The sequence below is a fragment of the Actinomadura syzygii genome, assembly GCF_008085905.1.
GTDB lineage: Bacteria > Actinomycetota > Actinomycetes > Streptosporangiales > Streptosporangiaceae > Spirillospora > Spirillospora syzygii.
In genome coordinates this window covers 110015-132906 of the sequence record NZ_VSFF01000014.1, presented here as the reverse complement: position 1 = coordinate 132906, position 22892 = coordinate 110015, and the positions used below count along the sequence as shown (strand labels likewise).

Sequence of the window (22892 nt, the reverse complement as noted above, 5' to 3'; positions counted from 1 at the left end):
GACGCAGGTCAGGCCCGTTCGATCGCCGCCCTGATCCGGTCGAGGGTGGCGCGCATGCCCGCCCGGTTCACCGCCGCGCGCCGCTCCGCCGGGACGCCGGTGAACACCTTGCCGAGCAGCGACGCGAACGCCGCGCCCCGGCCGCCGCGCCGCAGGTCCTCCCAGTACTCGGTGAGCCGCGTGCGGGGCACGGACGGGTCGTCCGCGATGTCCTCGATCCGGTAGCCCCAGATCGCCGTCGGTATCCCGAAGACGGTCACGCGGAACGCGAACGCCTCTCCGGGCACCGCGACCGTCACCTGGCAGGTGGTGAACCACACCCGCCAGGAGATCCGGTTGAAGCCGACGAACCTCGTCCCGGGCCTGATCGCCCGCCCGCGCACCCAGGCGGCGAAGACCTCGGGGCTCCACTCGCCCATCCGGCGCGGATCGGCGACCGCCGCGTACACGGTCCGCGCGTCCGTCCCGATGGGGACGCTCTCCTCGACCACCCACTCCCTGTCCATGGCACCGCATCCTCCCACTCCATGACCAATCGGTCACTTCAGGTGGGTGAAACTCCGCCGCCATTCCGCGTACCAGTCCGCGAACCAGGGCTCGGCCTCCGCCAGCGGGACGATGTACGTCACCGTCTCGGCGTAGTAGCGGCGCTGGAAGTCCGGCGGCATCCGGTCGAGGGTCTGCACGTTGCTGACGCGGTCGGCGAGCTTGACGAGCACGGCATCGCGGGGCGCGTCGCGGAGGCGGCGCAGGTAGGCGGCCTTCGCGGCGCGCCTGGCCTGGCGCCCGGCCCCGCCCGCGGGCGGCTTGGTGACCCAGTCGACCAGCTCGGTCACCACCGGGCCGAACTCCGCCTCCACGTCCGCGAGGGTCGCGGACGTGTCCTCGACGACGTCGTGCAGCAGCGCGGCCGACAGCACCGCCGTGTCGGTCACGCGAGGGCCGCTGACCAGCACCTCGAGCGCTTCGAGCAGGTGCTCGAGGTAGGGCGCGCCGGTCGGCCGCCGCTGGTCGCCGTGCCACCGCTCCGCCGCCTCCGCGGCGCGGCCGACCGCCTCCAGGTCGATCTCCGTCCCGACCAGGGCGGCGCGGGCCTCGTCCCAGGTTCGCCAGTGTGTGAAGACCTCCACGGTTCCTCCGTTCAGTCGCGCGGACGTCCCGCACAGGGCATGGTGGGTGTCGCGTCTGACAGGCACGGTACGCGGAAGGAGGGGCGCGGTCGTGGTCGCGAGCCGGCACCGGCCCGGTGGCCGGCCGGAGTCCGTGGGCGGTGTCCGCGTGGCCCTCGGCCTGGTCTCCGGGGCGGTCGCCATCGCGGTGTGCGCCGTCCTCGTCGACCGGTTCGTGCTCGGCGCGGAGTGGTGGCAGGTCCGGCACACCGTGACCGCCGAGCCGGTCACGCCGCAGCGCGAGGTCGGTCCGCCGCCCGGCCCCCTCGCGGTGAGCTGGGAGCGGACGACCCGCACGCACCACGGCTCCGTCCCCGGCTTCGACGGCGTCGCCTACGCGGTCGCGCAGGGGCAGCTCGTCACGGCGTCCGGGCGCGGGCTCGACGTCCGCGACGCGCGCACCGGCGGGCCCCGCTGGAGCTACCGCCGGTCCGGCTGGACGCTGCTCGGCTGGGCGTCCACCCGGTCCCGGCTCGTCGCCTACTTCGAGCGGGACGGCGACCGCTCCGACCGGCTGCTCGTCGCGTTCGACGCGCTGTCGGGCGGCCTGCTGTGGCGGCGGGAGGGCACCCGGCCCGCCGCCGTCTCCCGGACGACGCTGCGCTGGCCCGCCGGGTCGGACGTGCTGCTCACCACCGACGAGCCGCGCCGGACGCTGTTCGGCGTCTCCGCCGTCACCGGGCGCCAGGTCTGGCGGCTGCCGCTGCCGCGCGGCTGCCGCCTCGCCGAGGGCGGCGCGCGGCCCTCCGACGGGCGGGAGACGCTCACCGCGCTCGCGCTGGAGTGCGCGGGCGGCGACCGGCGCGGGCGGCTGCTCGCGGTCGACCCGGCGAAGGGCGACGTCCGCTGGGACCGGCGGCTCGGCTCCGAGGAGTCCCCGGACGTGTCCATGCTGGACGGCGTCACCCTCGCCTCCGACGGCACGGCGCTGCGCGCGTTCGGCGACGACGGCGAGCAGTTCGCCGCCTGGGCGGGCGACGTGTGCGGCGACGCGATGTGCCCCGGCGTCCTCGCCGCCGGGCGGCTCGTGGTCGTCTACCACCCGAAGGGCGCGAAGCGCGGCGCCACCCGGATGGAGGCGGTGCGGGTGCCGTCCGGGCGGGTGGAGTGGCGGCGGGACGTCCCCGCGTACGCGGCGCTGACGCAGGCGGGCGGGGAGGTGTTCGCGCTGCGTCCCCGGCTGTCGGAGCGGCTGCTCCCGGCGGGCGTCGACATCGTCGAGCCGCTCGACGGGCGCACCGCGACCGCGCCCGCGCCGTTCGCCATGAACCCCGACCTGCCGGGCGCGCGGCCGTGGCTCGCGGCGACGGGCGGGCTGCTGTACGCGGCCGTCCCGCAGGCGGCGCCGCGGCCGGACGGCGCGACCCGGCTCGTCGTGCTCCGCGGCGGGCTCCTCGGCCCGGGACCGGCGGAGCTGGACGGCGTCCCGGCGGCCGACTGGCCGGACGCCTGCGCGCTGCTGAAGAAGCCCGACCTCGCTGCCGCGCGGATGCCCGGCCACCGCTCCGCGCCCGCCTACGCGAGCGCCGGGGGCGTCCGGCTGCCGCACCCGGTGTCCTGCGCCTACGAGCCGCGCCACCGCGATTCGGGCGGCGCGGCCGACCGCCCGCCGCTGGCCGACCACCGGGAGCGGCGGACGCGGGATCCGTCCGCGAGCCCGTCCGGGACGGCCTCGCCGTCGAACCGTCCCACCGGCCCCGGCCACGAGGAGGGCGCGGCGGGCGGCTTCACGGTCAGCGTCCGCTGGACGGCGCGCACCGACCAGGCCGCGTCGCGGATGCTGGACGCCCTCCAGGCCACCCAGGCGCAGTCGCGGCGGCGGCGCGACATCGGGGCCGACGAGGCGTACGAGATCGGCCCCACCGCCGGGATGATCGCGCTGCGCGTCGCCCGCTGCGTCGTGGTCGTGGAGGCCGACCGCCCGCCGGGCGCGGCCGCGCGGCTCGCGCGGTCGGTCGCCTACCGGCTGCGGGCGCCGTCCTGACGCCGTCCTGACGCCGCGGGGCGGGGGGCGGATGAGGGCTCAGAACTCGGGAACCGGCTCCGGCTCGGGCCCCGGGCCGGGCTCGGGCTCCCTGACCCGGCTGAGGGAGGAGCGACCCGCCCACGCTTCGAGCTGGGCGACGAAGCGCTCGGCGTGGACGGGCCAGTGGAACCGCTCGCGGGCCGTCCGGTAGCCGCGCTCGCCCATGGCGGCGCGCAGGTCCGGGTCGTCGCGCAGCCGCAGCACGGCCTTCGCCGCCGACTCCGGGTCGTCGAACGGGACGACCAGCCCGCAGTCGGCGGGCTCGACGATGTCCACGGCGGGCGGGTTCGGCGTCGTGATCACCGGGACGCCGCGGGCCATGTACTCGACGACCTTGGTCGGCATGGAGTGCCGGTAGTTCGGCTCGTCGTGCAGCAGCGCGAGCCCGGCCATGGCGCCCTCGGCGATGCGCAGCGCCCGGTCGTTCGGGACGAACCCGTACCAGCGCAGGATCCCCTCGCGCTGGGCCGCCCGCAGCGCGTCCCGGACGTCGATGTCCGCGGCGCCGATCAGCTCGACCAGCACGTCCTCGGCGGCCAGCGACCGGGCCATCTCGATCATGTCGAGCGCGCCGCGCGCCCGGGACAGCTGCCCGACGTACACGGCGCGGCGGCCGTCCGGCTCCGGCGGCCGCCGGTCGGACACGTAGGTGGTGTTCGGCACGACCGGGTGCTCGCGGCCGAACCGCTCCCGGTAGCCCTCCTCGGCGAGCAGCAGCCGGTGCCTCCGCTCGGTGCGCTTCTCCAGCCGGTGCACGGCCGGGCGCAGCAGCGGGCGCGCCGGGCCGGGCAGCCAGCCCTTGGCGCCGAGCGCGGCGGCGGTGTCCTCGTGGACGTCCCAGACGACCGTCCGCCTGCTCACCTCGCGGGGCAGGGACACCAGCAGCTCGGGGTCGTGCAGCAGGATCACGTCGGCGTAGGCGGCGTGCTCGGCCAGCGCGCGGTGCGCGGCGCGCAGGGCGCGGAACCGGCGCCGCCCCGCCGCGCGCGGGATGTCCACCGGGCTGATCTCCCGCCACGGGGTCGCGTTGCAGGCCCGGAATGGAGCGATATATGTGACCTCGTGGCCGGCGTCGAGCAGGGCGCGTATCTGCCGGTGCAGAATGCGCGCGTCTTCGGGATGGTGCACCACGGTGCAGACACAGACCCGCATTCTCACCCACTCCGCATGATTCGGAATCGTCGTCCCCTGCCGCCGAGTCTTGGACCCGGATGGAAATCGCCGATGAATTCCCGTCGTCCATGGCGTGGACGACGCCGGGCGATTGGACCCCCCGTGCTAGGAGGACCGCCGGGAACCGGGGCCGCCACCGGCTAGAGCAACTCGACGGCGTCGGTCTGGGCGTCCCGCGTCCGGCCGCGGGTGTCGAACAGCAGCCGCGCGTGCCGCGTCAGCGTCTCCGGGTCGTAGGCCGCGTGCCCGGCCAGCACGATCGCGAGGTCCGCGGCGGCCAGCGCGGCGGGCAGGTCGGCGCCCGCGTTCCGGACGGCCTCCCCGTCCACGTCCCAGGACGTGACGAACGGGTCGTGGAACGACAGGTCGGCGCCGAGCCTCGCCAGCCGCCGCGCCACCGGACGGGCGGGCGACTCGCGCTGGTCGGCGATGTCGGCCTTGTAGGTGACGCCGAGGAGCAGGACCTTCGCGTCCTTGAGCGCGCGTCCCTCCCGGTTGAGGAGCTGTTGCGCGCGTTCCGCGACGTACCGCGGCATCCGGTCGTTGATCTCCTGGGCCAGCTCCACGAACCGGAACGGGTAGCCCAGCGACCGGACCTTGTACGACAGGTAGTTCGGGTCGATCGGGATGCAGTGCCCGCCGACGCCCGGCCCCGGGCGGAACGCCTGGAACCCGAACGGCTTGGTGGCGGCGCAGTCGATCGCGTCCCACAGGTCGATGCCGAGCTCGTTGCAGAACACGGCCATCTCGTTGACCAGCGCGATGTTGACGTGCCGGTAGGTGTTCTCCAGGAGCTTCGCCATCTCGGCCTCGCGGGTGCCCTTGGCCTCCACGACCCGCTCGACGAACTTGCCGTAGAACGCCGACGCGGCCGACGCGCAGCACGGTTCGAGCCCGCCGACGATCTTCGGCGTGTTGCGCACGCCGTAGACCGGGTTGCCCGGGTCGATCCGCTCCGGCGAGAACGCCAGGTGGAACTCCTCCCCGGCGACCAGCCCGGACGACTCCAGGATCGGCCGGACGACCTCCTCCGTCGTGCCCGGGTAGGTGGTCGACTCCAGCACCACGAGCGTCCCCGGCTCCAGGTGCCGGGCGACCGTCTCGGACGCGCCGCGCACCGCGGTGAGGTCGGGTCCGCCTTCCGGGGACAGCGGCGTCGGCACGCAGATCACCACGGTGCGGGCGCCGTCCAGGACGTCCTCCTGGAGGCTCGGGACGAACCCGGCCTCCAGCATCTCCTCGATCTCGGCGGGCGAGACGTCGTCGATGTGCGACAGTCCGGCCTTGAGCCCGGCGACCACGCGCGCGTCGCGGTCGAGCCCGGCGACCCGAAGGCCCGCCCGGCTCGCCTCGCGCACGAGCGGCAGTCCCACGTAGCCGAGTCCGATGACCACCAGATCCACGCCGGTGGCTCCCTTCGCAGCGATTTATGTGATGGCGTAAGCGGCCCGATATCGCTCCGCGACGGCCCGCCAAGTGCGTTCCGCGCGGACCCATTCCCGGGCCGACCGCCCGATTTTCTGCCTTCTTTCCGGACTGTAAGCCAGGTCTTCCAGACAATTCGCCCATGCTTCCGGGTCTTCCGGAACTGTTAACTCGCCGGTCACGCCCGGTTCCACGATTTCGCGAAGTGCCCTGACATCACTGGCTATGACGGGGATTCCCCCTGCCATCGCCTCGATCGGCTTCAGAGGCGTCACCAGTTGGCACACCCGGTCCGCGCGACGCGGAACCGCGAAAACATCGAGGACGGCGTGGAATCGGCGAACGGACTCCATCGGCACCCGCCCGGTGAACACGGCGTGAACGCCGTGCCCGGCGGCGCGCCGTTCGAGCGCGCCGCGCTCCGGGCCGTCGCCCACGAGCAGCAGGGTTACGGGCGCACCCTTATCGCGCAGCAGCGCCGCGGCGTCGATCAGCGTGTCGATGCCCTCGTAGCCGTAGAACGACGACGTGAGCCCGACGACGGTGGCGTCGTCGCGGATGCCGAGCCGGGCGCGCAGGCCGCCCGGGTCCGGCAGCGGTTCGAGGAACGCCTCGTCCACCCCGTTCGGGACGGTGAAGATCTTCTCCATCGGGACGCCGCGGGACGCGATCTCCGCCCGCATCGCCTCGCCGAGCGTCACGACCGCGTCCGCCTCGGTCATGCGGCGGGTCTCCAGCTCCCGGGTCAGCCGGTAGAAGTCGTCGGACTCGCTGTGCGCCGGGTCGCGGGACAGCCAGGAATCCTCCAGGAAGCCGCGCACCTCGTAGACCACGGGCAGCCCGTGGCGGCGGCCGAGCTCCAGCGCCACCGCCGCGTTCAGGTGGTTGCTGACCGCGTGCAGGACGGACGGCCGCAGCTCCTCGACCAGCGGCCCGGCGAGGTCGGCGCTCTTCGCGACGGCCCGCAGCGGGTCGGCGGCGGGCCACCGCGGCAGCAGCCGGTGGTAGGCGAGCCCGTCGACCTCGACGCGCGGCCGCGCGTCGCCGACGCCCTGGTTCAGCGGATATCCGAGCCGCGTCACCACGTGCGGGTCGAAGCCCATGGCGTGCTGGGCGAGCGCGATCCGGTGGGTCCGGACGGTGTAACCCGCGTTCGTGCAGGGCAGAGCGTTGGTCACGAACTGCAGGACGCCTTCGACGGGCCGCGCCGACGCCCGCTCACGGACCGGGGCGGACGGCGCGTGCTCCAGCAGGCGGCGCAGGTCGGCGGTCTCGCGCCGGACGTCCCGCGGCTTCGGGACGGCGAGCCCGGACGTGCGCAGCCGGCGGCCGAACGGCGCGCGGGCCAGCAGCCGGACGGCCAGTCGGGCGGCTCTGCCGGGATCGTCCCGGAGCTGCCGCCAGGCGAGTCCGGCCAGGTAGACGGGCTTTTTTGTGGGCACGGCGGGCGAGCGTAGGCAACCCCGATGAACAGAAGGGAAATTGTGTTGGGACCCATCGTGCACGTCCTCGGGGCGCGGCCGAACTTCGTCAAGGCGGCGCCGGTGATCGGCGCGCTGCGGGCGGCGGGCGCCGAGCAGGCCGTGGTCCACACCGGCCAGCACTACGACGCCCGGATGTCGGAGATCTTCTTCGACGAGCTGGGCCTGCCGGAGCCGGACGTGAACCTCGGCGTCGGCTCCGGCGGGCACGCCGAGCAGACCGCCGCGCTCATGATCGGCCTTGAGCGGGAGTTCATCGGGCGTTCACCCGCCCTCGTCATCGTGTACGGCGACGTGAACTCGACGATCGCCGCCGCGCTGGTCGCGGCCAAGCTGCACATCCCGGTGGCCCACGTGGAGGCCGGGCTGCGCAGCTTCGACATGACGATGCCCGAGGAGGTCAACCGCCGCCTCACCGACCAGCTCTCCGCGCTCTGCCTCGTCACGAGCCCGGAGGCGGTCGGGCACCTGGCGGACGAGGGCGTCCCGGTGTCGCGCGCGCACTTCGTCGGCAACCCGATGATCGACACGCTGCTCGCGAACCTCGACGCCTTCGACACCGAGCGGGTGCGGGCGGAGCACGGGCTGCCGGAGCGGTACGTCCTCGCGACGATGCACCGTCCGGCGAACGTGGACGAGCCGGACACGGCGGCGGCGCTCGTCCGGCACCTGCACGGCGTGGCCGACCTCGCCGACCTGGTGATCCCGGTGCACCCGCGCGGCAGGGCGAACCTGCTCGCCGCCGGGCTGGACGCGCACGACCGCGTGCACATTCTCGATCCGCTCGGGTACATCGACTTCATCGCGGCCGTGCGGGGCGCGGCGGCGGTCGTCACGGACTCGGGGGGACTCCAGGAGGAGACGACGATCCTCGGCGTGCCGTGCCTGACCGTCCGGCCGAACACCGAGCGGCCCATCACCATCACGCACGGCACGAACCGGCTGGTGACGTTCGAGGAGGTCGTGCCGGAAGTGCGCAAGGTCCTGGAGTCGGGCGCGCGGGCGGGGGAGCGGAAACCGCCGCTGTGGGACGGCCACGCCGGTCCCCGCATCGCAGAAGTGATCATGGAGTACCTGGGTGAGTGAGGACAGCCGGAACGCGAAGGCGTACCAGCAGCTCGGCCGGCTGCGGGCGCGGCTGCGCGAGCGCGAGGAGCGGCTCGCCGAGCTGGAGCGGCGGCTCGCCGCGCTGGAGGCGTCGACCGCCGTGCAGTTCGGGCGCCTCGTCGCGGGCGCGGCGCGCAACCCCAAGCGCGGCAAGCGGCTGCCGAAGGACCTGTACCGGCTCTGGCGCAAGCGGAACGCGCCCGTGTCGGCGCCCGCGTCGGCGGGGAACCAGGGCGTCCCGGTGGACCGCGTCGACCGGCCGGAGAACCGGCTCCTCGTCGCCGGGCCCTGCGACCGGATGATCATCGCGGGCGTGCTCGGCGGCCGGACGGCGGCGCTGCTCGGGGAGCAGGCGAAGGTCGTCCCGCTCTACCCGCACGACGCCGCGATCGCGCTCCAGTCCGCCGACGTGGACATGCTCGTCGTGGACGCGGCGGCCGGGGAGCCCGGCGGGGCGTGGGCGTACCTGGGCGTCCCCGGCATGTACGACCGGGACCTCGCGCTCCACGAGATCCGCCGGATCGCCGCCGCCCGCTCGCTCCCGCTCGTGCTGTGGGCCCCCCGGGAGGGGCCGCCCGCGCCCGCCACGCTCGCCTGCCTGAGCTGGGACGCGACCGTGACGGACCCCGTCACCGCTGCCAGCCGTTTCGCGGGGCTCTTGGAACCCGCTCGTTGAAAGGAAACACCTTGCGACCACGCGCCCTCGTCTACGGCGACGTCGATCTCAACATCATCGACGGCTCCGCGATCTGGGCTCAGGGCATGGTCCAGGCCCTCGCCCGCGCCGGCTGCGAGGTGACCCTGGTCCTCAAGGCGCCGGTCCGGACCGGGCGCCTCGTGGACCCGCTCCGCGCCCTGCCCGGCGTCACCGTCCGCAGCCCGCACGAGGAGGGGCTGTTCGAGGGCGACGCCGCGATGCCCGCGCGGCAGGCCGCCGTCATGCTCACCCGGATCGACGCCGAGGCGGAGCCGTACGACCTCGTCGTGATCCGGGGACGCCGGGTCGCGGGCAACCTTTCGGGCAGCTCGCTCGCCGGACGCCTCTGGACGTACCTCACCGACGTCCCGCAGTCGGCCGCCGAGTTCCCCGCGTCGGCGAAGGCCGAACTGCGGCGGATCGCGGACGCGTCCCGCGTGCTGCTCTGCCAGACCGAGGAGCTGCGCGGGTTCCTGGAGGGCGCGGTGCCCGCGACGGCCGGGAAGAGCGTCCTGTTCCCGCCGGTCGTGGTGCTCCCGGACGGTCTCGAACCCCGTCCGGACGGCCCGCCCGACCGCCGTGAGCTGCGGCTCGCCTACAGCGGCAAGTTCGCGCCGCGCTGGAACACCTACGAGATGACGTCGCTGCCGCGGCTGCTGTCCATCCGCGGGGTGGACGCCGAGCTGCACATGATCGGCGACAAGATCCACAACGATCCGGACGACCCGGCGTTCGCGACCCGGATGCGGACCGCGCTGGAGAGCGGGCAGGGCGTCGTCTGGCACGGCGGGCATCCGCGCGCCGAGGCGATGCGGCTCACCGCCGCCTGCGACGTGGGCCTGTCGTGGCGGGACGCGTCCATGGACGCGAGCCTCGAACTGTCCACGAAGGTGCTGGAGTGCGGGACGCTGGGCGTCCCCGTCGTCCTCAACCGGACGCCCATGCACGAGCGGCTGCTCGGCGCCGACTACCCGCTGTTCGCCGCGACCGAGGACGACGTCCTCGACGCGCTGACGCTCATCGGCAAGAACTCCGACGTGTTCACCCTCGCGGTCGAGCGCTGCCGCGCCGCCGCCGCGGAGTTCACGCTGGAGGCCGCCGCCGGACGCCTCCGCGCCGCTCTCGCGCAGGCATTCCCGGAGCCCTCCCAGCGGGTCCTTTCGGTCAAGGACCGTCCGCTGCGGGTGGGCGTCGCGGGACACGACCTGAAGTTCTTCACGGCGCTGCTCGACTACCTGCGCTCGCGCCCGGACATGGAGGTCCGGGTCGACCATTGGTCGGCGTTGAAGGCGCACGACGAGAGGCGCAGCCAGGAACTGGCCGACTGGGCGGACGTCGTCGTCTGCGAATGGTGCGGGCCGAACGCGCTCTGGTACTCCCAGCGGAAGCGCCCCGGGCAGCGGCTCGTCGTCCGGCTGCACCGCTTCGAGCTCTACGCCGGATGGCCGAAGAGCCTCGACATCGACACCGTCGACGACGTCGTCTGCGTCAGCCCGCACTACAACGAACTGACCCGCGAGATCACCGGGTGGCCCGCGAACAAGGTCGTCACCGTCCCGAACTGGGTGGACGACGCGCAGCTCGACCGCGCGAAGCTCCCCGGCGCCGAGCACCACCTCGGGATGATCGGCATCGCGCCGTCCCGGAAACGGCTCGACCTGGCCCTGGACGTCCTGGAGGAGCTCCGCCGCGACGACCCGCGGTTCACCCTCTTCGTCAAGTCGAAACTGCCCTGGGAATACTGGTGGATCTGGCAGAAGGACGACGAGCGGGCGCACTACGAGAAGGTCTTCCGCCGCATCCGCCGTTCCCCGCTCCTCTCCGGCGGCGTCGTCTTCGACTCCTACGGACGGGACGTGGCCGCGTGGCTGCGCCGCATCGGGTTCGTCCTGTCGACGAGCGACGACGAGAGCTTCCACCTGGCCCCGGCCGAGGGCATGGCGGCGGGCGCGGTGCCCGCGCTGCTGCCCTGGCCGGGCGCCGAGACGATCTACGACGGCCGGTGGATCCACGAGACGCCGTTCGACATGGCGGCGGCGATCGCCGCGACCGTCGCCGAGGGCCGCTGGGAGGACGAGCGGCGGCTCGCCCGCACGCAGGTCACGTCCGCCTACGGCCTCGCCGAGGTCTGCGCCCGCTGGACGGACCTGCTGAGCACAACCTGAGCGCGGGTCAGCCGGTGCTGGTGGCGGCGCCCGTCTGCTGGTACTCGGGGGCGGCGGCGGGCTCGGTGCGGTGGGTGGCGATGCGCGCGTCGAGCTTCGTCATGGTGCGGCTGTAGTCGCGGGTGGACAGCCAGAACTTGTAGATGATGATCAGCTCGAAGGCGAGCATCCCGGCGGCGCTCAGGATCACGACCGGGATGATCGCCCCGGAGATGATCGCGGCGGCGATCGGCGCGACGATGAACACGCCCATCTGGAACTCGATCCCGCTGATCAGGTGCGGGCGGACGCGGGTCGCGGTGAGGAACGGGCGGATCCGCGCGTACCAGGGGAACCGCTCGTTGAAGCCCTGCTGGAGGGCGGCGTTGGCGGGGTCGTCGCCGACGACGCGGTTCTCCATGTCGGCCTCGGGGTCGTCGGCGATGGCGCCGGCGGCGGACAGGAGGTCCTCGTCGACGGCCTCGCCGTTGGCGCGCTGCGCGGCGAGCTCCAGCGAGTCGGCCTCGTGCCGGGCGGCCTGGAGGGTGGCGCGCATCTGCGAGCGCACCTTGTAGATCTCCAGGGCGTCCATGTAGCGGAGCATGTCGAGGAAGACGACGGCGAGCGCCGTCCAGATGTAGGCCGTGTTGTGGGTGGCGTGGTACTGGCCGCCCATCAGCGCGATCGCGCAGGCGAGGACGCGGACGCGGTCGAAGATGTAGTCGAGCCACGCGCCGAACACCGAGCCGGTGCCCTTCAACCGGGCGATCTTGCCGTCCATGCAGTCGAGGGTGAACGACAGGTGGTACAGCAGCGCGCCCGCGAGCAGCCACGGCCAGGACGCCACCGCGAAGCAGCCGCCCGCCGCGAGCCCGAGGATCAGCGCGCCGACGGTGAGCTGGTTCGGCGTGATCCGCGTCCGGTTGGCGGTGAACCTCACCAGCCGGGACGCGAGCGGGTCCACGAGGAGGACGGTCCACCAGGCGTCACGCGCCTTGTACGTCCGTTGCCGAACGTCGTCGAGCGTGAAATTCGCCATGGATGGTCCTCTCGTCGGTCGGAAGCGGTCCCGATGGTATCGGCTGTCCGGAACATGATCCGGGCATTGTCTCCGACTCGTGACCGTGCCTTCAGACGGGGTTGGGCGGGGGGTGCTAGCGGCGTCCGCTGTCGCGGCGGGGCCGTCGCCGCAGCTGGGCGATCATGCGCTCCCACTGCTCCGCCACCCCGCCGATGCCGAACCGCTCCGCGGACGCGCGGGCGTTCGCGGCCATCCGGTGCCGCAGCTCCTCGTCGTCGATCACCCGGATCAGCGTCTCGGCGAGCGCGTCGACGTCCTCCGCCGGGACGAGCATCCCGTCGTGGCCCTCGGTGACGATCTCGCGGGGGCCGCGCGGGCAGTCGAACCCGACGACCGGCAGCCCGCACGCGAACGCCTCGATGATCGTCATGCCGAACGGCTCGGCCCGCGACGACATCGCGAGGATCGACGCCTTCGCCAGCTCGCCCTCCATGTCGTCGGTCGGCTCCATCAGCAGGACGTTGTTGTGCAGCCCGAGCCGGGTCGCCTTGCGGAGCAGCTCGTCGTGCCGGACGCCCTGCCCGTAGATCCGCAGCCGCCACTCCGGGTGCTTCTCCACGACCTTCGCGAACGCGCCGATCAGCAGGTCGTAGCCCTTGATCCAGACCATCCGCCCGGCGGCGACGACGAGCCTGTTGTCCTGCCGGGACAGCGGGTAGAGCCTGCGGGGTAGACCGTTCCCGATCGTGTAGACGGGGCAGGTCCCGTCCGGGAGCAGGGCCTCGTAGTCGGCGCGGTCGGCGTTGGTGAGGCTGGTGAGGGCGTCGAGCTTCGGGTACCACTCCTCGATCTCCGCGCGGATCCCGTCCGCGTGGATGCCGAGCTGGAGGTGCTCCTGCCCGATCACGGTGACCCGGCGCGGGACGGACCGCGCCGCCGCGATGTTCAGCCCCGCGCGGGTGGTGACCAGCACGTCCGTGTGCGGACGGCGCAGGAACCGGGTGATCCGGTCGTCCGTCCACGCGGAGAACTTGTCGTAGCAGCGCTCCTCCGGGTGGACGAGCGCGGACGGCTCCGGCATCAGCCGCTCGGCGCGCGCCGTGTTCGGCCATGAAACCTTCGCGTCCGGGCGCAGGTCGACCAGGGAGCGCAGCTCGACCCGGTCGGACAGCGGGAACACCGGACGGTCCCCGTCCCGCAGGACGCTGACGATGTCGACGTCGTGGCGGAGGGACAGCTCGTCCGCGAGGGTGAAGGTGCTGCGCACCGTGCCGTCGATCGTGAAGGCGTCGAGCAGCAGGAAGGTGATCCTCACTGGGCGCCGTCCCCTGTCGGGCGGCAGGCGACCGACAGGTTGTCCCACGGCGTGTAGTACGGCCGGACGGCCAGCTCCCGTTCACCGGACACCACGAGCTGCCGGGGATAGGACAGCTTGCCGCGCTTGCCGGTCGCGTCATCGAGCCGGGACGCCAGCCGGGCGTGCACGTCGGGCGCGTCCCCTGTGCCGGCGCCCACCGCACCGACGTCGAGCCAGAGGTCCCAGAGCGCGGGCTCCCGCGCGGCGAGGTCGTCCACCGGGAGGGCGGCGCGGTAGTCGATGCCGTCGAGCCGCGCGTCCCAGGTCAGCGTGACCTCGGTGTCGCGGGCGACGGCGACGAGCCGGGCGTCCGCGCCGGGGCGCGGGCCCGCGTAGGCGAGCCGTCCCTCGAACCTGATCTCGCCGTCGCGCGGGTCGACGATCTCGACCTCGGCGTGCGGGGTGACCTCGCGGACGACGAGGCGGACGACCCCGTCCGCCGCGCGGACGACCCGGACCGTCCGGTCGCGGGCGCCGGCGGCGTAGTCGCGCAGCTCGTCGAAGGAGAAGCCGGGGTCGTCCGTCAGCAGCGGGCGGTCGATGCCGCGCGACTCGACCCGGACCTCCCACTTGCCGGGCGCGAGCCCGGCGAGCGGCAGCCTCACCGAGCGCCGGTCGCCGCGGACGGTCTCCACCCGGGTGCCGGGGGACGCGCCCTTCCGCAGGACGACGCGGTCACCGTCGGTTACCGGAGCCTGCCAGCGGATGTGCAGGTGGTCGTCGACGCCGACCCTGCAATGGTTCGCCACCGCGTCCAAGGGACCGTGCCTTTCCCCCAAAAACCACGCATTCCAGGCGCAAAGTTTATCAACGGCACCACACCGCTCGGGTGCCGTAACCGCCCCGGTGGCCTCAGTCGGCCGGGAGGTTTCGGCGCCCGCGCGGCGCGGCTCTGCTCGCTCGGACGGACCGCTCGGACGGACGGACCGCTCAGACGGACGGGCCGAAGACGCGGTCGACGGTGCGGGCCGCGGCGTGGCCGTCGTCCAGCGGGCAGAACCGGTCCACGAACCCGGCGTAGCGGTCCTTGTGCCCGGCGGTCGCGTCCTCGACGTTTCGGATCGCCTCGATCAGCTCGTCGGACGTCTCCACCAGCGGCCCCGGCGCCTCGGCCTCGAAGTCGAAGTAGAAGCCGCGCAGCCGGTCCCGGTAGTCGGCGAGGTCGTAGGTGAAGAACAGCATCGGCCGCCGCGTGTTCGCGTAGTCGAACATCACGGACGAGTAGTCGCTCACCATGAGGTCGGAGATCAGGTAGAGCTCGGTGATGTCCGGGTACAGCGACAGGTCGCGGACGAAGCCGTCCGGGTCCTCGGGGACGCCGTCCACCACGTTGCTGTGCAGCCGGACCAGCAGCACGTGGTCGTCGCCCAGCGCGTCCCGCGCGCGGTCGAGGTCGAGGCGCATGTCGTGCTTGTAGCGGCCCCGGCTGTAGTACTGGTCGTCCCGCCAGGTCGGCGCGTACAGGATGACCCGCTTGCCCTCCGGGATGCCGAGCCGCCGCCGCACCGACCGGGCCACCTCGTCGGCGTCCGGGCTGTGCAGCAGGTCGTTGCGCGGGTACCCGACCTCCAGCATCTCGCCCTTGAACGCGAACGCGCGGCGGAAGATCTCCGTGCTGAACGGGTTCGGCGACAGCAGGTGGCTCCACTCCGGCACCGCCGGGCCGGTCGGCTTGTCCTTGCTCTGGAGCGCGGACTTCATCCCCGGCGCGTACGCGAAGTGGACCTCCTTGACGTCCCGGCCGATCTTCTTCAGCGGCGTGCCGTGCCACGTCTGGAGGACGACCTGGTCGGGGTTCCGCTGGAACCAGTCGCCGAGCCGGTGGTTCGTGACGATGTACTTCGACGTCGTCACCGCCTCCTGCCACTCCTTGCCGTTCAGCCGGACGGCGTTCAGCGTGTCCGGCAGCTCGGCCTGCGCGTCGTTGACGACCCAGAGCTGTTCGAGGTCGGCGCCGCGGCGCAGCAGCTCCTCGTGGATCGCCTTCGGGCTGTCGGAGAACTGCCGCCCGTTGAAGCAGGAGAACAGGACCGCGTCGCGGAGCCCGTCGCGGGCGACCCGGCGGCGCGCCTCCTCCCGGTACTTCGCGCCCGCGCTCTTCTCCTCGCTCGACACGTCCCCGGTGACGGAGACGACGAGCCGCCCGTCCTTGGCCTCCAGCTCGTAGCCGCGCCGGGCCACCTCGAGCGGGCCGGGCAGCGCGCGCTGCGCCGCCTCGGTCAGCCGGACGGTCAGCGCCCGCTCGCCCTCGCCGGGCGGCCGGAACAGCAGGTCCCAGCGGCCGGGACGCAGCGGCAGCACGCCCGCGACGCCCGGCACCGCCGCCGCCGGGACGTCCGCCCGCAGCGTGCCGGAGTCGTCCTGGACGAGGTCGAACGCGTACTCCTTGCGGCGGCCCCGGCTGCGCACCACGATCTGCCCGGCCGAGTGCGCCGGGTGCGTCGCCGACAGCGACAGCGTCCCGTCCGGACGCCACACGCAGCTCTCCACCGACAGGCGCGTCGTCGTCCGCCGCACCCGCACGTACCCGCTCGGGTCGCGGCCGGTGCTGACCTCCAGCGCGCCGAACGTGCGGCGCGCCTCCTCGACGCCCTCGGCGAGGACGAGCTGCCTGCCGTCCGCGGACAGCGTCCAGTCGCGGGTGTCGTCGATCGAGTCGGGGTTGATCTCCGCGTCGAGCGCGGCCGGGTCGACGCGGGCCGTCCAGCCGCCGGACCGGGCCGTCACGGGCACCGGAACCCGCGCGTCGCCGAGCGTCAGCTCGACCTCCGCGGGCGGCTTGTCGGACGACTCGACCTCCACGAGCAGGGTGTCGTCGTCCCAGGTCAGCGCCGTCGCCTTCGCTTTGACGCGCTCCACCTCGACGACCAGGCGCTCGTCCACGACCTTCGGGACGATCCGCACGTCGTCGGCCACGTACCGGTACGGCGGGTGCGCGCCCGTGCCGGAGCCGCCGCCGCGGACCGGGCCCTGCCGGAACACGCCCGAGTTGAGCACCGAGGCGTGCACCTCCCAGACGCCCTCGGCCCAGCCGCCGCGCTCCTTGAGCTTGGCCGCCTCCAAGGCGAACTCGAAGCCCGTCCAGCCGCCGGACGACTTGCCCGGCTTCGGCGTCTGCCGCGCCTTGGTGACGATCTTGCGGCGGCCGTTGCGCAGCGTCACCGTCTTGATCGACGTCCAGCGGCGGCGCGAGCTGACCGAGTTGATGTAGGCCTCGCCGGTGACGACGAGGCGGTCGCCGTCCCAGCGCACCGCATGCGCCCGGCCGCGCATCTTGACCTCGTCGCGCGCCCGGTACACCTCGCGCGGAACGTCGAGCTTGCTGTCCTTCCAGTACGGGTAGACGACGTAGCGGCGCACCGGGTCGCGGACGATCGACGGCGACGACTTGCCCCGCTCGTACCGGACGACCTTCACCAGCTCCATCGTGTGGCCCGACTCCGCCAGGTGCCACTTCAGCCGGGTCAGCGCGGCCGTCTCCCCGAACACCTTCGGCGACACGCCCTTGGCGTACGCGGCGGCCTGCGCGACGACCTGCTCCCGCTCCTCGCCGGACAGGTCGGGCAGGACGTCCAGGAACATCCGCAGCTCGGTCGAGACGAGCGCGAGCTGCAACCGCCGCAGCTCCTTCACGTCGCCGCGCTCGGCGACCCACGTCGTCACGAGGTTCGCGGCGCCGAAGCCGTCCGCGATCTCCTGGAGCTCGCTCGTCAGCGGCCAGCGCGCGGCGCGGCGGTGCAGGACGACGTCCGGCACCACGTCCACGGCCTTCGCGAGGTGCAGCGCCCGCACCTTCACCGGGAGGTCGTCGTAGTGGTTGACGTCGGGGAACTCCAGCGCGGCCGCGTCCCAGAACGAGCGGCGCAGCAGCGCCCCGCCGATCCGGCGGTCGTTCAGCAGTTCGGGGGCGCGGCGCAGGTCGGTGCCCGCCGCCGGGGCGGGGGCGGTGCCGCGCGGCTTCCACTCCGACACCTGGCCCGTCCACTTGCGGGTCGCGTCCGGGCCGACGGCGAGGTCGGAGCCGGACGCCTCCAGCGCGGTGACGAGCGAGGCGACCGCGTCCGGCGGCATCGGGTTGCCGTCGTCGTTGAACAGCAGGAACTCGCCGGTGCTCTCCGCGACGCCGAGGTTGCGGGCAGCGCCGCGGCTCGGCGCCCCGCGCCGGACGAGCCGGAACCGGTCGTCGGGCAGCGCCGCCTGCGCGGCGGTGCCGGTGCCGTCGTCCACGACCAGGACCTCAAGGTCGCGGAACGTCTGGGCCGCGATGGACTCGAGGGCGTCGGCGAGACGCTCCCCGGCGCCGTGCGAGAGCACGACGACGCTGATCCTGCTGGCGGACAACCGACCCACTCCTTCGATACTCGGCCGGACCGGCGACGTGCCGGACGGCTTCCCTGCGGGGACCACCCGGCGCCCCGGACCGGACCCCGGGGACGGCGCGGCCGACGTGGTGGGGCGGGCGCCGTGCGGCCGGGTGCGGCGGGACCTGGGAGGGCCCTCGTCCAGAAGTTGCCGATCTTGACCGGATGTTACTGCGGGGAGCTGCGCCCCGTGGTCCGTTGGCCGCTATTGCGGCGGGTTCGCGATCTTCTCCCCGAGGAACACGCGGCGCACGGCGCGCTCGGCCGCGTTCCCGTCGTCCCACGGGCAGAACCGGGCGCGGAACGCCTCCAGGTTCTTCGTCGCCGCGTCGCTCCACGGCGCCCGGGACACGAACGCGTCGACCAGCTCGGCCTCGTTGTAGGCGATGACGCCCGGCGGGAACTCGGGGAGGTCGAAGTTCACGCCCCGGGTGAGCTTGTAGGTCTCCCAGTCGTTCGCGTAGATCACGATCGGCTTGCCGAGGTTGGCGTAGTCGAACATCACCGACGAGTAGTCGGTGAGCAGGGCGTCCGAGGCGATCGCGAGCTCCTCGACCGACGGGTGCGCCGACACGTCGATGACGCGGTCCTCGGGCCAGCCCATGTCGGCGGCCATGTCCTTGAGCTTGTAGTAGTAGTGCGCCCGCAGCAGCAGGACGTGGTCGTCGCCGAGCTGGCTCATCACGCGGCCGATGTCGAACATCGGGGAGTAGTGGCGCTGGTAGTCGCGGTGCGTCGGCGCGTACAGGACGGCGGTCGTGCCCTCCGCGAGGCCCAGCTCGTCGCGCAGCCGGGCCCGCTCCTCCTCGGTGGCGCGGACCAGCCGGTCGTTGCGCGGGTACCCGATCTCCAGCATCTCGTAGTGGCACGGGAAGCCGCGCTCCCACGCCTCGCTGGACAGCGGGTTGGACGAGACGAGGAAGTCCCACCGGTCGGAGCGCTCGATCAGGGCCTTGAAGTCCATGTCGTTGGCGCCGACCGGATACTCCATCTGGTCGAGGCCCATCTTCTTCAGCGGCGTGCCGTGCTGCGTCTCCAGATGCACCTGCCCCGGCCGCTTCACGAGGTGGTCGGGGAAGTTGACGTTGTTGACGAAGTACTTCGCGGCGGCGATCGTCCGGTAGTACTCGGCGGAGCCGGACACCACGTAGTCGACGCCCTCCGGCATCGCCTTGCGCCCGCCCGGCTTCACGATCCACACGCAGCGGATGTGCGGGGCCAGCTCCCGGACCTTCTCGTAGATCGCGGCCGGGTTGCAGGCGTACCCGCGGTACCAGTACGCGGCGAAGACGGCGAGGTCCTCCTCGACGGGCAGCCGGCGGCGGAGCTGGTAGTAGCGGTCCTTCGCGAGCTGCTTGGACCGGACGACGCCCTGCCGCTGGAGCTTGCGGACCTTGCGGCCGCTCTTCTTCGCCTTGGCCGTGAACCGGGGCGAGGCGAGCCGCTCCCACGCCTTGAAGTCGTTCCGCTCGATCGCCCGGTGCTTGTCGGCGAGGCGGGCGTCGTCGTCCGGCGGGACGTGCCCCGGCGGCTTGTACCGGTTGTAGGTCTTGGACATCTCCGCGAAGAAGCGCTGCTTCTCCGACGGGTAGACGCGGTCGGCGCGCTCGATGATGACGAGGAGGTGCCAGATCGTCCGGTCGAACATCAGCGGGCGGAACTGGTCCATCTCCGGGCCGAGCGCGTCCATGAACGCGAAGATGCGGTCGTACTGGTCGAACGCGTCGAAGTGCTTGGCGCTCGCCGTCTTCGTGATCGCGCCGCGGCGGCGCTGCCGGTAGACGTAGCAGACCCGGTCGAGGAAGCTGACCCGCTCCGCCGCCATCAGGACGGGGTAGGTGATGCTGACGTCCTCGTAGTAGCCGCTGTTGAAGCGCAGCCCGTGCTCGACCATGAACTCGCGGCGGATCGCCCGGTTCCAGATCGAGGTGAACATCTCCAGCAGGCTCGGACGGTCGGCGAGCGTGAACACGTCCGGCGCGGGCGGCTCCCGGAACAGGTGGTTGATGATGCTGCGCTTGACCTTGCCGTTCCAGTACGAGCGGGCGTAGTCGAACATCAGCACGTCGGGGCGGGTCTCGTCCAGCCGGTCGAGGACCGCGCGGACGGCGCCCTCGGTCGCGTAGTCGTCGCTGTCGAAGAACCAGACGTAGTCGCCGGTCGCCATGTCGAGGCCGATGTTGCGGGCGTGGCCGAGCCCGACGTTCTCGGTGAGGTGCCGCACCCGGACGCGGGAGTCTCTTTCGGCGAACTCGTCGAGGATCTCTCCGCAGCCGTCCGGGGACGCGTCGTCGATCGCGATGACCTCAAGGTTCGGGAGGTCCGGGTCGAGGATCGAATCCAGGCATTGGCGGATGTACCCCTGCACTTTGTGCGCGGGGACGATGATGCTCAAGGAGATGCCGTAATCACTGCTCACGCGTTGACCAATCGACTGCTCGGTGAATCAGGACTATACCCGCAGATGCTAGGAAATCTTATGTGCGGCGATGCGCGGGCCTGAGCAGCCAGCGGCCGTCGGGTTCGACGACCCTCCGGGTGAGCCGCTGTACCGGGACGGTGGCGAGCGCCGTGCCGAGCGCGAGAGCCCCGACCGTGACGGCGACGAGGCCGAGCGGCGTGCGGTAGAAGTCCGCGTCGAGGACGCCGCCGTAGTCGAGGCCCTTCACGATGAGGCCGTGCAGCAGGTAGACGTACATCGTCCGGGTGCCGAGCTCGGTGTACCAGGCGCGTCCGCGCGGCACGGCCGCGAGGAACGCCGCGCCCAGCACGACCGCCAGCGCCAGCGCCAGCAGCCGGTACCCCATGCCCTCCAGCGCCCCGAATCCCATGCGCTCGTAGCCCCGGTTCCACAGCAGGACGCCGTGCTCGATCTTCGGGACGACGTCCCCGCGCTGCCAGACGTAGGCCACCGGCAGCGCGATGACCAGCAGCGCGGCCCCGGCGTAGCGCGTCCACGGGCGGCTGCGCAGCGCCGCGACCCGCTCCGGCGGGGCGGTCAGCCCGAGCACGAAGAACGGCAGCAGCGCCGCCGTCCGGCACAGCGTCGAGTCGGAGTTGAAGCTCCAGCTCCCCGCGACCAGGCACAACGCGACCGACACCGCGACCGGGTACCGCAGGTGCGACCACAGCGGCGCGCTCAGCCGCCACAGCACGAGGGCCACCAGGAACCACATCAGGAATTGGGGACGGAAAATCTCGTGCAGCCGGAAGTCATTTCCGTTCAGCCAGACGAGCTGCAAACGGTAAAGGACGTTGAAAATCGCGAACGGCACGATCAGCATCGGGAAAATGACGCGGAATTTGTCGGTCGAGCGCATGAAGCCGCGGGAGAAGTAGCCCGAGACGAACACGAACACCGGCATGTGGAACCCGTAGACCACGCTGTAGGCCGCGTCCGCCGCGAGGCTGCGGGTGCGGAACACCTCCCAGACGTGGCCGACCACGACCAGCAGGATGAGGAAGAACTTGACGTTGTCGAAGTACGGGTCGCGGCGCCGCGGGCCGGGGCCCGGCGGCGGCGCCTGCGCCGCCTCGACGCCCGGCGCGGTACCCGGCACGACGCCGGTGGCGGCGGTGCCCGGCTCGGCGGTGCCCAGTTCGGCGGTGCCCGCTGCGGCGGTGCTCCGCGGTGGGGGAAGGGTGTCCGTCATGTCTCCGAAAGCTTCACTTGGTGCTCAACGGCCGTTCACGGGGAGGCATGGCGACTCTAGTGCCCGCGCGGGCGTGCCGCCCGCCGGATGCCCGAGGCGCATCGCTCAGCGTGACGCGCCGGGACGGCGCAGGGGGGTGAACACCCACGTCAGCTTGGGCTCCAGCGCCCAACTCATGGTCCGGACGACCGGCTTGGAGCACAGCGCCGTCCCGACGACGAGCGCGCCGCAGATCACGACGAAGACGCCGGGGATGGTGTGCATCCAGTCGGCGTGCCACCAGCCCGTGAAGTTCAGCAGCCGGGTGACGAACCCGTGCAGCAAGTACGCGTACAGCGTGTAGGCGCCGAGCTTGGTGAACCAGTGGCGGCGGCGCGGGACCAGCGCGAGGAACGCGGCGACGAGCACCGTCGCGGCGGCGAACATCGCGAGCCGCATCAGCGTCCCGTAGAAGTTGCCGACGCCGAGCTCGAAGTGGGCGTCCTTCCAGAAGATCCAGTTGCGCGACATGTGGTCCATGACGAGGTACGTGCCGCCGAGCCCGGCGAGCAGCACCACCGCGCCGATCGGCCGCGCGACCGGCTTCTTCAGCAGCTCGAAGTGCACGGGCTTCAACGTGAGCCCGAGGACGTAGAACGGCAGCAGCCCGATGACCCGGTGGATGTCGAACGTCCCGCCGAGGTCGCTCATGTACGACAGCAGCGCGAACCCGACCGCGACGGCGAGCGGCCAGCGGATCTGCTGCCAGACGGGCGTGGACAGCCGCCACATGAACAGCGCGAGCAGGAACCACGTCAGGTAGTACGGGTTCAGGAGGCTGATCTCCAGCTCGTTGCGCCCGGCCAGCCAGTCGTAGATGGAGTAGGCGAACTCGAACACCACGTACGGGACGCCGACGTTGGTGATGAGCTTGCGCGCCTTGCCGCCGGCGAACGTCCAGTTCCGCGAGAAGTAGCCGGTGATCACGATGAACAGCGGCATGTGGAACAGGTAGATGAAGATGTACAGGCCCTTGGCCACCGGGACGTTCAGCAGGTTGGCCAGCGAGTGCCCCGCCACCACCAGCAGGATCGCGAAGTACTTGGCGTTGTCGAAGTACGGGTCGCGCTCCTTGCGCGGCCGCGGCGCCTCACCCGCGGACGGGCCGGTGGACGGTCCTCCGGCTGGGCCCTCGGCGAGCGGCGGTCCGGCGGGAGCGGGGACGCCGGGGTCCGCGGTGAGCGGGCGGTCGGTGAGCGGTGCCGTCTCGGCCCCGAAGGGCCCGGTGGTGTAGGTCAT

At 72.5% G+C, this 22892-nt stretch carries 16 protein-coding genes; 4 read left to right on the top strand and 12 right to left on the bottom strand.

Features of this window, described 5'->3' with window-relative positions; translation table 11 throughout:
• Positions 1-8 precede the first annotated feature (8 nt).
• A complete protein-coding gene (locus tag FXF65_RS34320) occupies positions 9-506 on the bottom strand; it encodes an SRPBCC family protein (RefSeq protein ID WP_148354237.1) in 498 nt (165 codons plus the stop codon).
• A 33-nt stretch (positions 507-539) separates the two neighbouring features.
• Entirely contained in the window at positions 540-1130 is a 591-nt protein-coding gene (locus FXF65_RS34315; RefSeq protein ID WP_187412656.1) for an HD domain-containing protein, read from the bottom strand.
• A 148-nt stretch (positions 1131-1278) separates the two neighbouring features.
• On the opposite strand from FXF65_RS34315, the gene FXF65_RS34310 reads away from it, so the two are divergent.
• Positions 1279-3153, top strand: a complete 1875-nt coding sequence (locus tag FXF65_RS34310) for an outer membrane protein assembly factor BamB family protein (RefSeq protein ID WP_222868879.1) — start codon at positions 1279-1281, stop codon at positions 3151-3153.
• Between the two features lie 39 nt (positions 3154-3192).
• Here the strand turns inward: FXF65_RS34310 and FXF65_RS34305 are convergent, their stop codons facing one another.
• The 3 genes from FXF65_RS34305 to FXF65_RS34295 form a co-directional block, all read right to left on the bottom strand.
• Entirely contained in the window at positions 3193-4347 is a 1155-nt protein-coding gene (locus FXF65_RS34305; protein ID WP_148354234.1) for a glycosyltransferase family 4 protein, read from the bottom strand.
• Positions 4348-4508: 161 nt separating this feature from the next.
• Positions 4509-5771 carry a nucleotide sugar dehydrogenase gene (locus tag FXF65_RS34300; RefSeq protein WP_148354233.1) on the bottom strand — a complete coding sequence of 421 codons (1263 nt, stop codon included), beginning with the start codon at positions 5769-5771 and terminating at the stop codon, positions 4509-4511.
• 24 nt (positions 5772-5795) lie between these two features.
• A complete protein-coding gene (locus tag FXF65_RS34295) occupies positions 5796-7235 on the bottom strand; it encodes a glycosyltransferase family 4 protein (protein WP_148354232.1) in 1440 nt (479 codons plus the stop codon).
• 24 nt (positions 7236-7259) lie between these two features.
• Here FXF65_RS34295 and wecB point away from each other — a divergent pair, with 24 nt between their 5' ends.
• The 3 genes from wecB (at position 7260) to FXF65_RS34280 (ending at position 11243) form a co-directional block, all read left to right on the top strand.
• Positions 7260-8360, top strand: a complete 1101-nt coding sequence (wecB, locus tag FXF65_RS34290; protein ID WP_148354231.1) for a non-hydrolyzing UDP-N-acetylglucosamine 2-epimerase — start codon at positions 7260-7262, stop codon at positions 8358-8360.
• Complete coding sequence (locus tag FXF65_RS34285) at positions 8353-9057, top strand: hypothetical protein (RefSeq protein WP_148354230.1); 705 nt, start codon at positions 8353-8355, stop codon at positions 9055-9057. The genes wecB and FXF65_RS34285 overlap by 8 nt, the downstream gene beginning before the upstream one ends.
• An 86-nt stretch (positions 9058-9143) precedes the next feature.
• Complete coding sequence (locus FXF65_RS34280) at positions 9144-11243, top strand: glycosyltransferase family protein (protein WP_246199324.1); 2100 nt, start codon at positions 9144-9146, stop codon at positions 11241-11243.
• A 7-nt stretch (positions 11244-11250) separates the two neighbouring features.
• On the opposite strand, the gene FXF65_RS34275 is transcribed toward FXF65_RS34280, so the two are convergent.
• From FXF65_RS34275 to FXF65_RS34245, 7 genes are all read right to left on the bottom strand, one after another.
• A complete protein-coding gene (locus tag FXF65_RS34275) occupies positions 11251-12261 on the bottom strand; it encodes a CDP-alcohol phosphatidyltransferase family protein (protein ID WP_148354228.1) in 1011 nt (336 codons plus the stop codon).
• 115 nt (positions 12262-12376) lie between these two features.
• Positions 12377-13558, bottom strand: coding sequence for a glycosyltransferase family 4 protein (locus FXF65_RS34270; protein ID WP_148354227.1), 1182 nt, complete (start codon positions 13556-13558; stop codon positions 12377-12379).
• Positions 13555-14358 carry a hypothetical protein gene (locus FXF65_RS34265; protein ID WP_148354226.1) on the bottom strand — a complete coding sequence of 268 codons (804 nt, stop codon included), beginning with the start codon at positions 14356-14358 and terminating at the stop codon, positions 13555-13557. Before FXF65_RS34265 ends, FXF65_RS34270 begins: the two co-directional genes overlap by 4 nt.
• A 172-nt stretch (positions 14359-14530) precedes the next feature.
• Entirely contained in the window at positions 14531-17941 is a 3411-nt protein-coding gene (locus FXF65_RS34260; protein ID WP_148354225.1) for a bifunctional glycosyltransferase/CDP-glycerol:glycerophosphate glycerophosphotransferase, read from the bottom strand.
• A gap of 225 nt (positions 17942-18166) precedes the next feature.
• Positions 18167-20380, bottom strand: coding sequence for a bifunctional glycosyltransferase/CDP-glycerol:glycerophosphate glycerophosphotransferase (locus tag FXF65_RS34255; protein WP_222868877.1), 2214 nt, complete (start codon positions 20378-20380; stop codon positions 18167-18169).
• A 58-nt stretch (positions 20381-20438) separates the two neighbouring features.
• Positions 20439-21614 (bottom strand): acyltransferase family protein, encoded by a 1176-nt coding sequence (locus FXF65_RS34250; protein WP_148354224.1) that lies wholly within the window; start codon positions 21612-21614, stop codon positions 20439-20441.
• Positions 21615-21719: 105 nt separating this feature from the next.
• Complete coding sequence (locus tag FXF65_RS34245; RefSeq protein WP_148354223.1) at positions 21720-22892, bottom strand: acyltransferase family protein; 1173 nt, start codon at positions 22890-22892, stop codon at positions 21720-21722.

Bases quoted from the DNA above. Each gene is read 5' to 3' on its own strand.
- FXF65_RS34320 (WP_148354237.1), bottom strand. From the start codon at position 506: ATGGACAGGGAGTGGGTGGTCGAGGAGAGCGTCCCCATCGGGACGGAC.
- FXF65_RS34280 (WP_246199324.1), top strand. From the start codon at position 9,144: ATGGTCCAGGCCCTCGCCCGCGCCGGCTGCGAGGTGACCCTGGTCCTC.
- FXF65_RS34275 (WP_148354228.1), bottom strand. From the start codon at position 12,261: ATGGCGAATTTCACGCTCGACGACGTTCGGCAACGGACGTACAAGGCG.
- FXF65_RS34250 (WP_148354224.1), bottom strand. From the start codon at position 21,614: ATGACGGACACCCTTCCCCCACCGCGGAGCACCGCCGCAGCGGGCACC.
- wecB (WP_148354231.1), top strand. From the start codon at position 7,260: ATGAACAGAAGGGAAATTGTGTTGGGACCCATCGTGCACGTCCTCGGG.
- FXF65_RS34245 (WP_148354223.1), bottom strand. From the start codon at position 22,892: ATGACCTACACCACCGGGCCCTTCGGGGCCGAGACGGCACCGCTCACC.
- FXF65_RS34305 (WP_148354234.1), bottom strand. From the start codon at position 4,347: ATGCGGGTCTGTGTCTGCACCGTGGTGCACCATCCCGAAGACGCGCGC.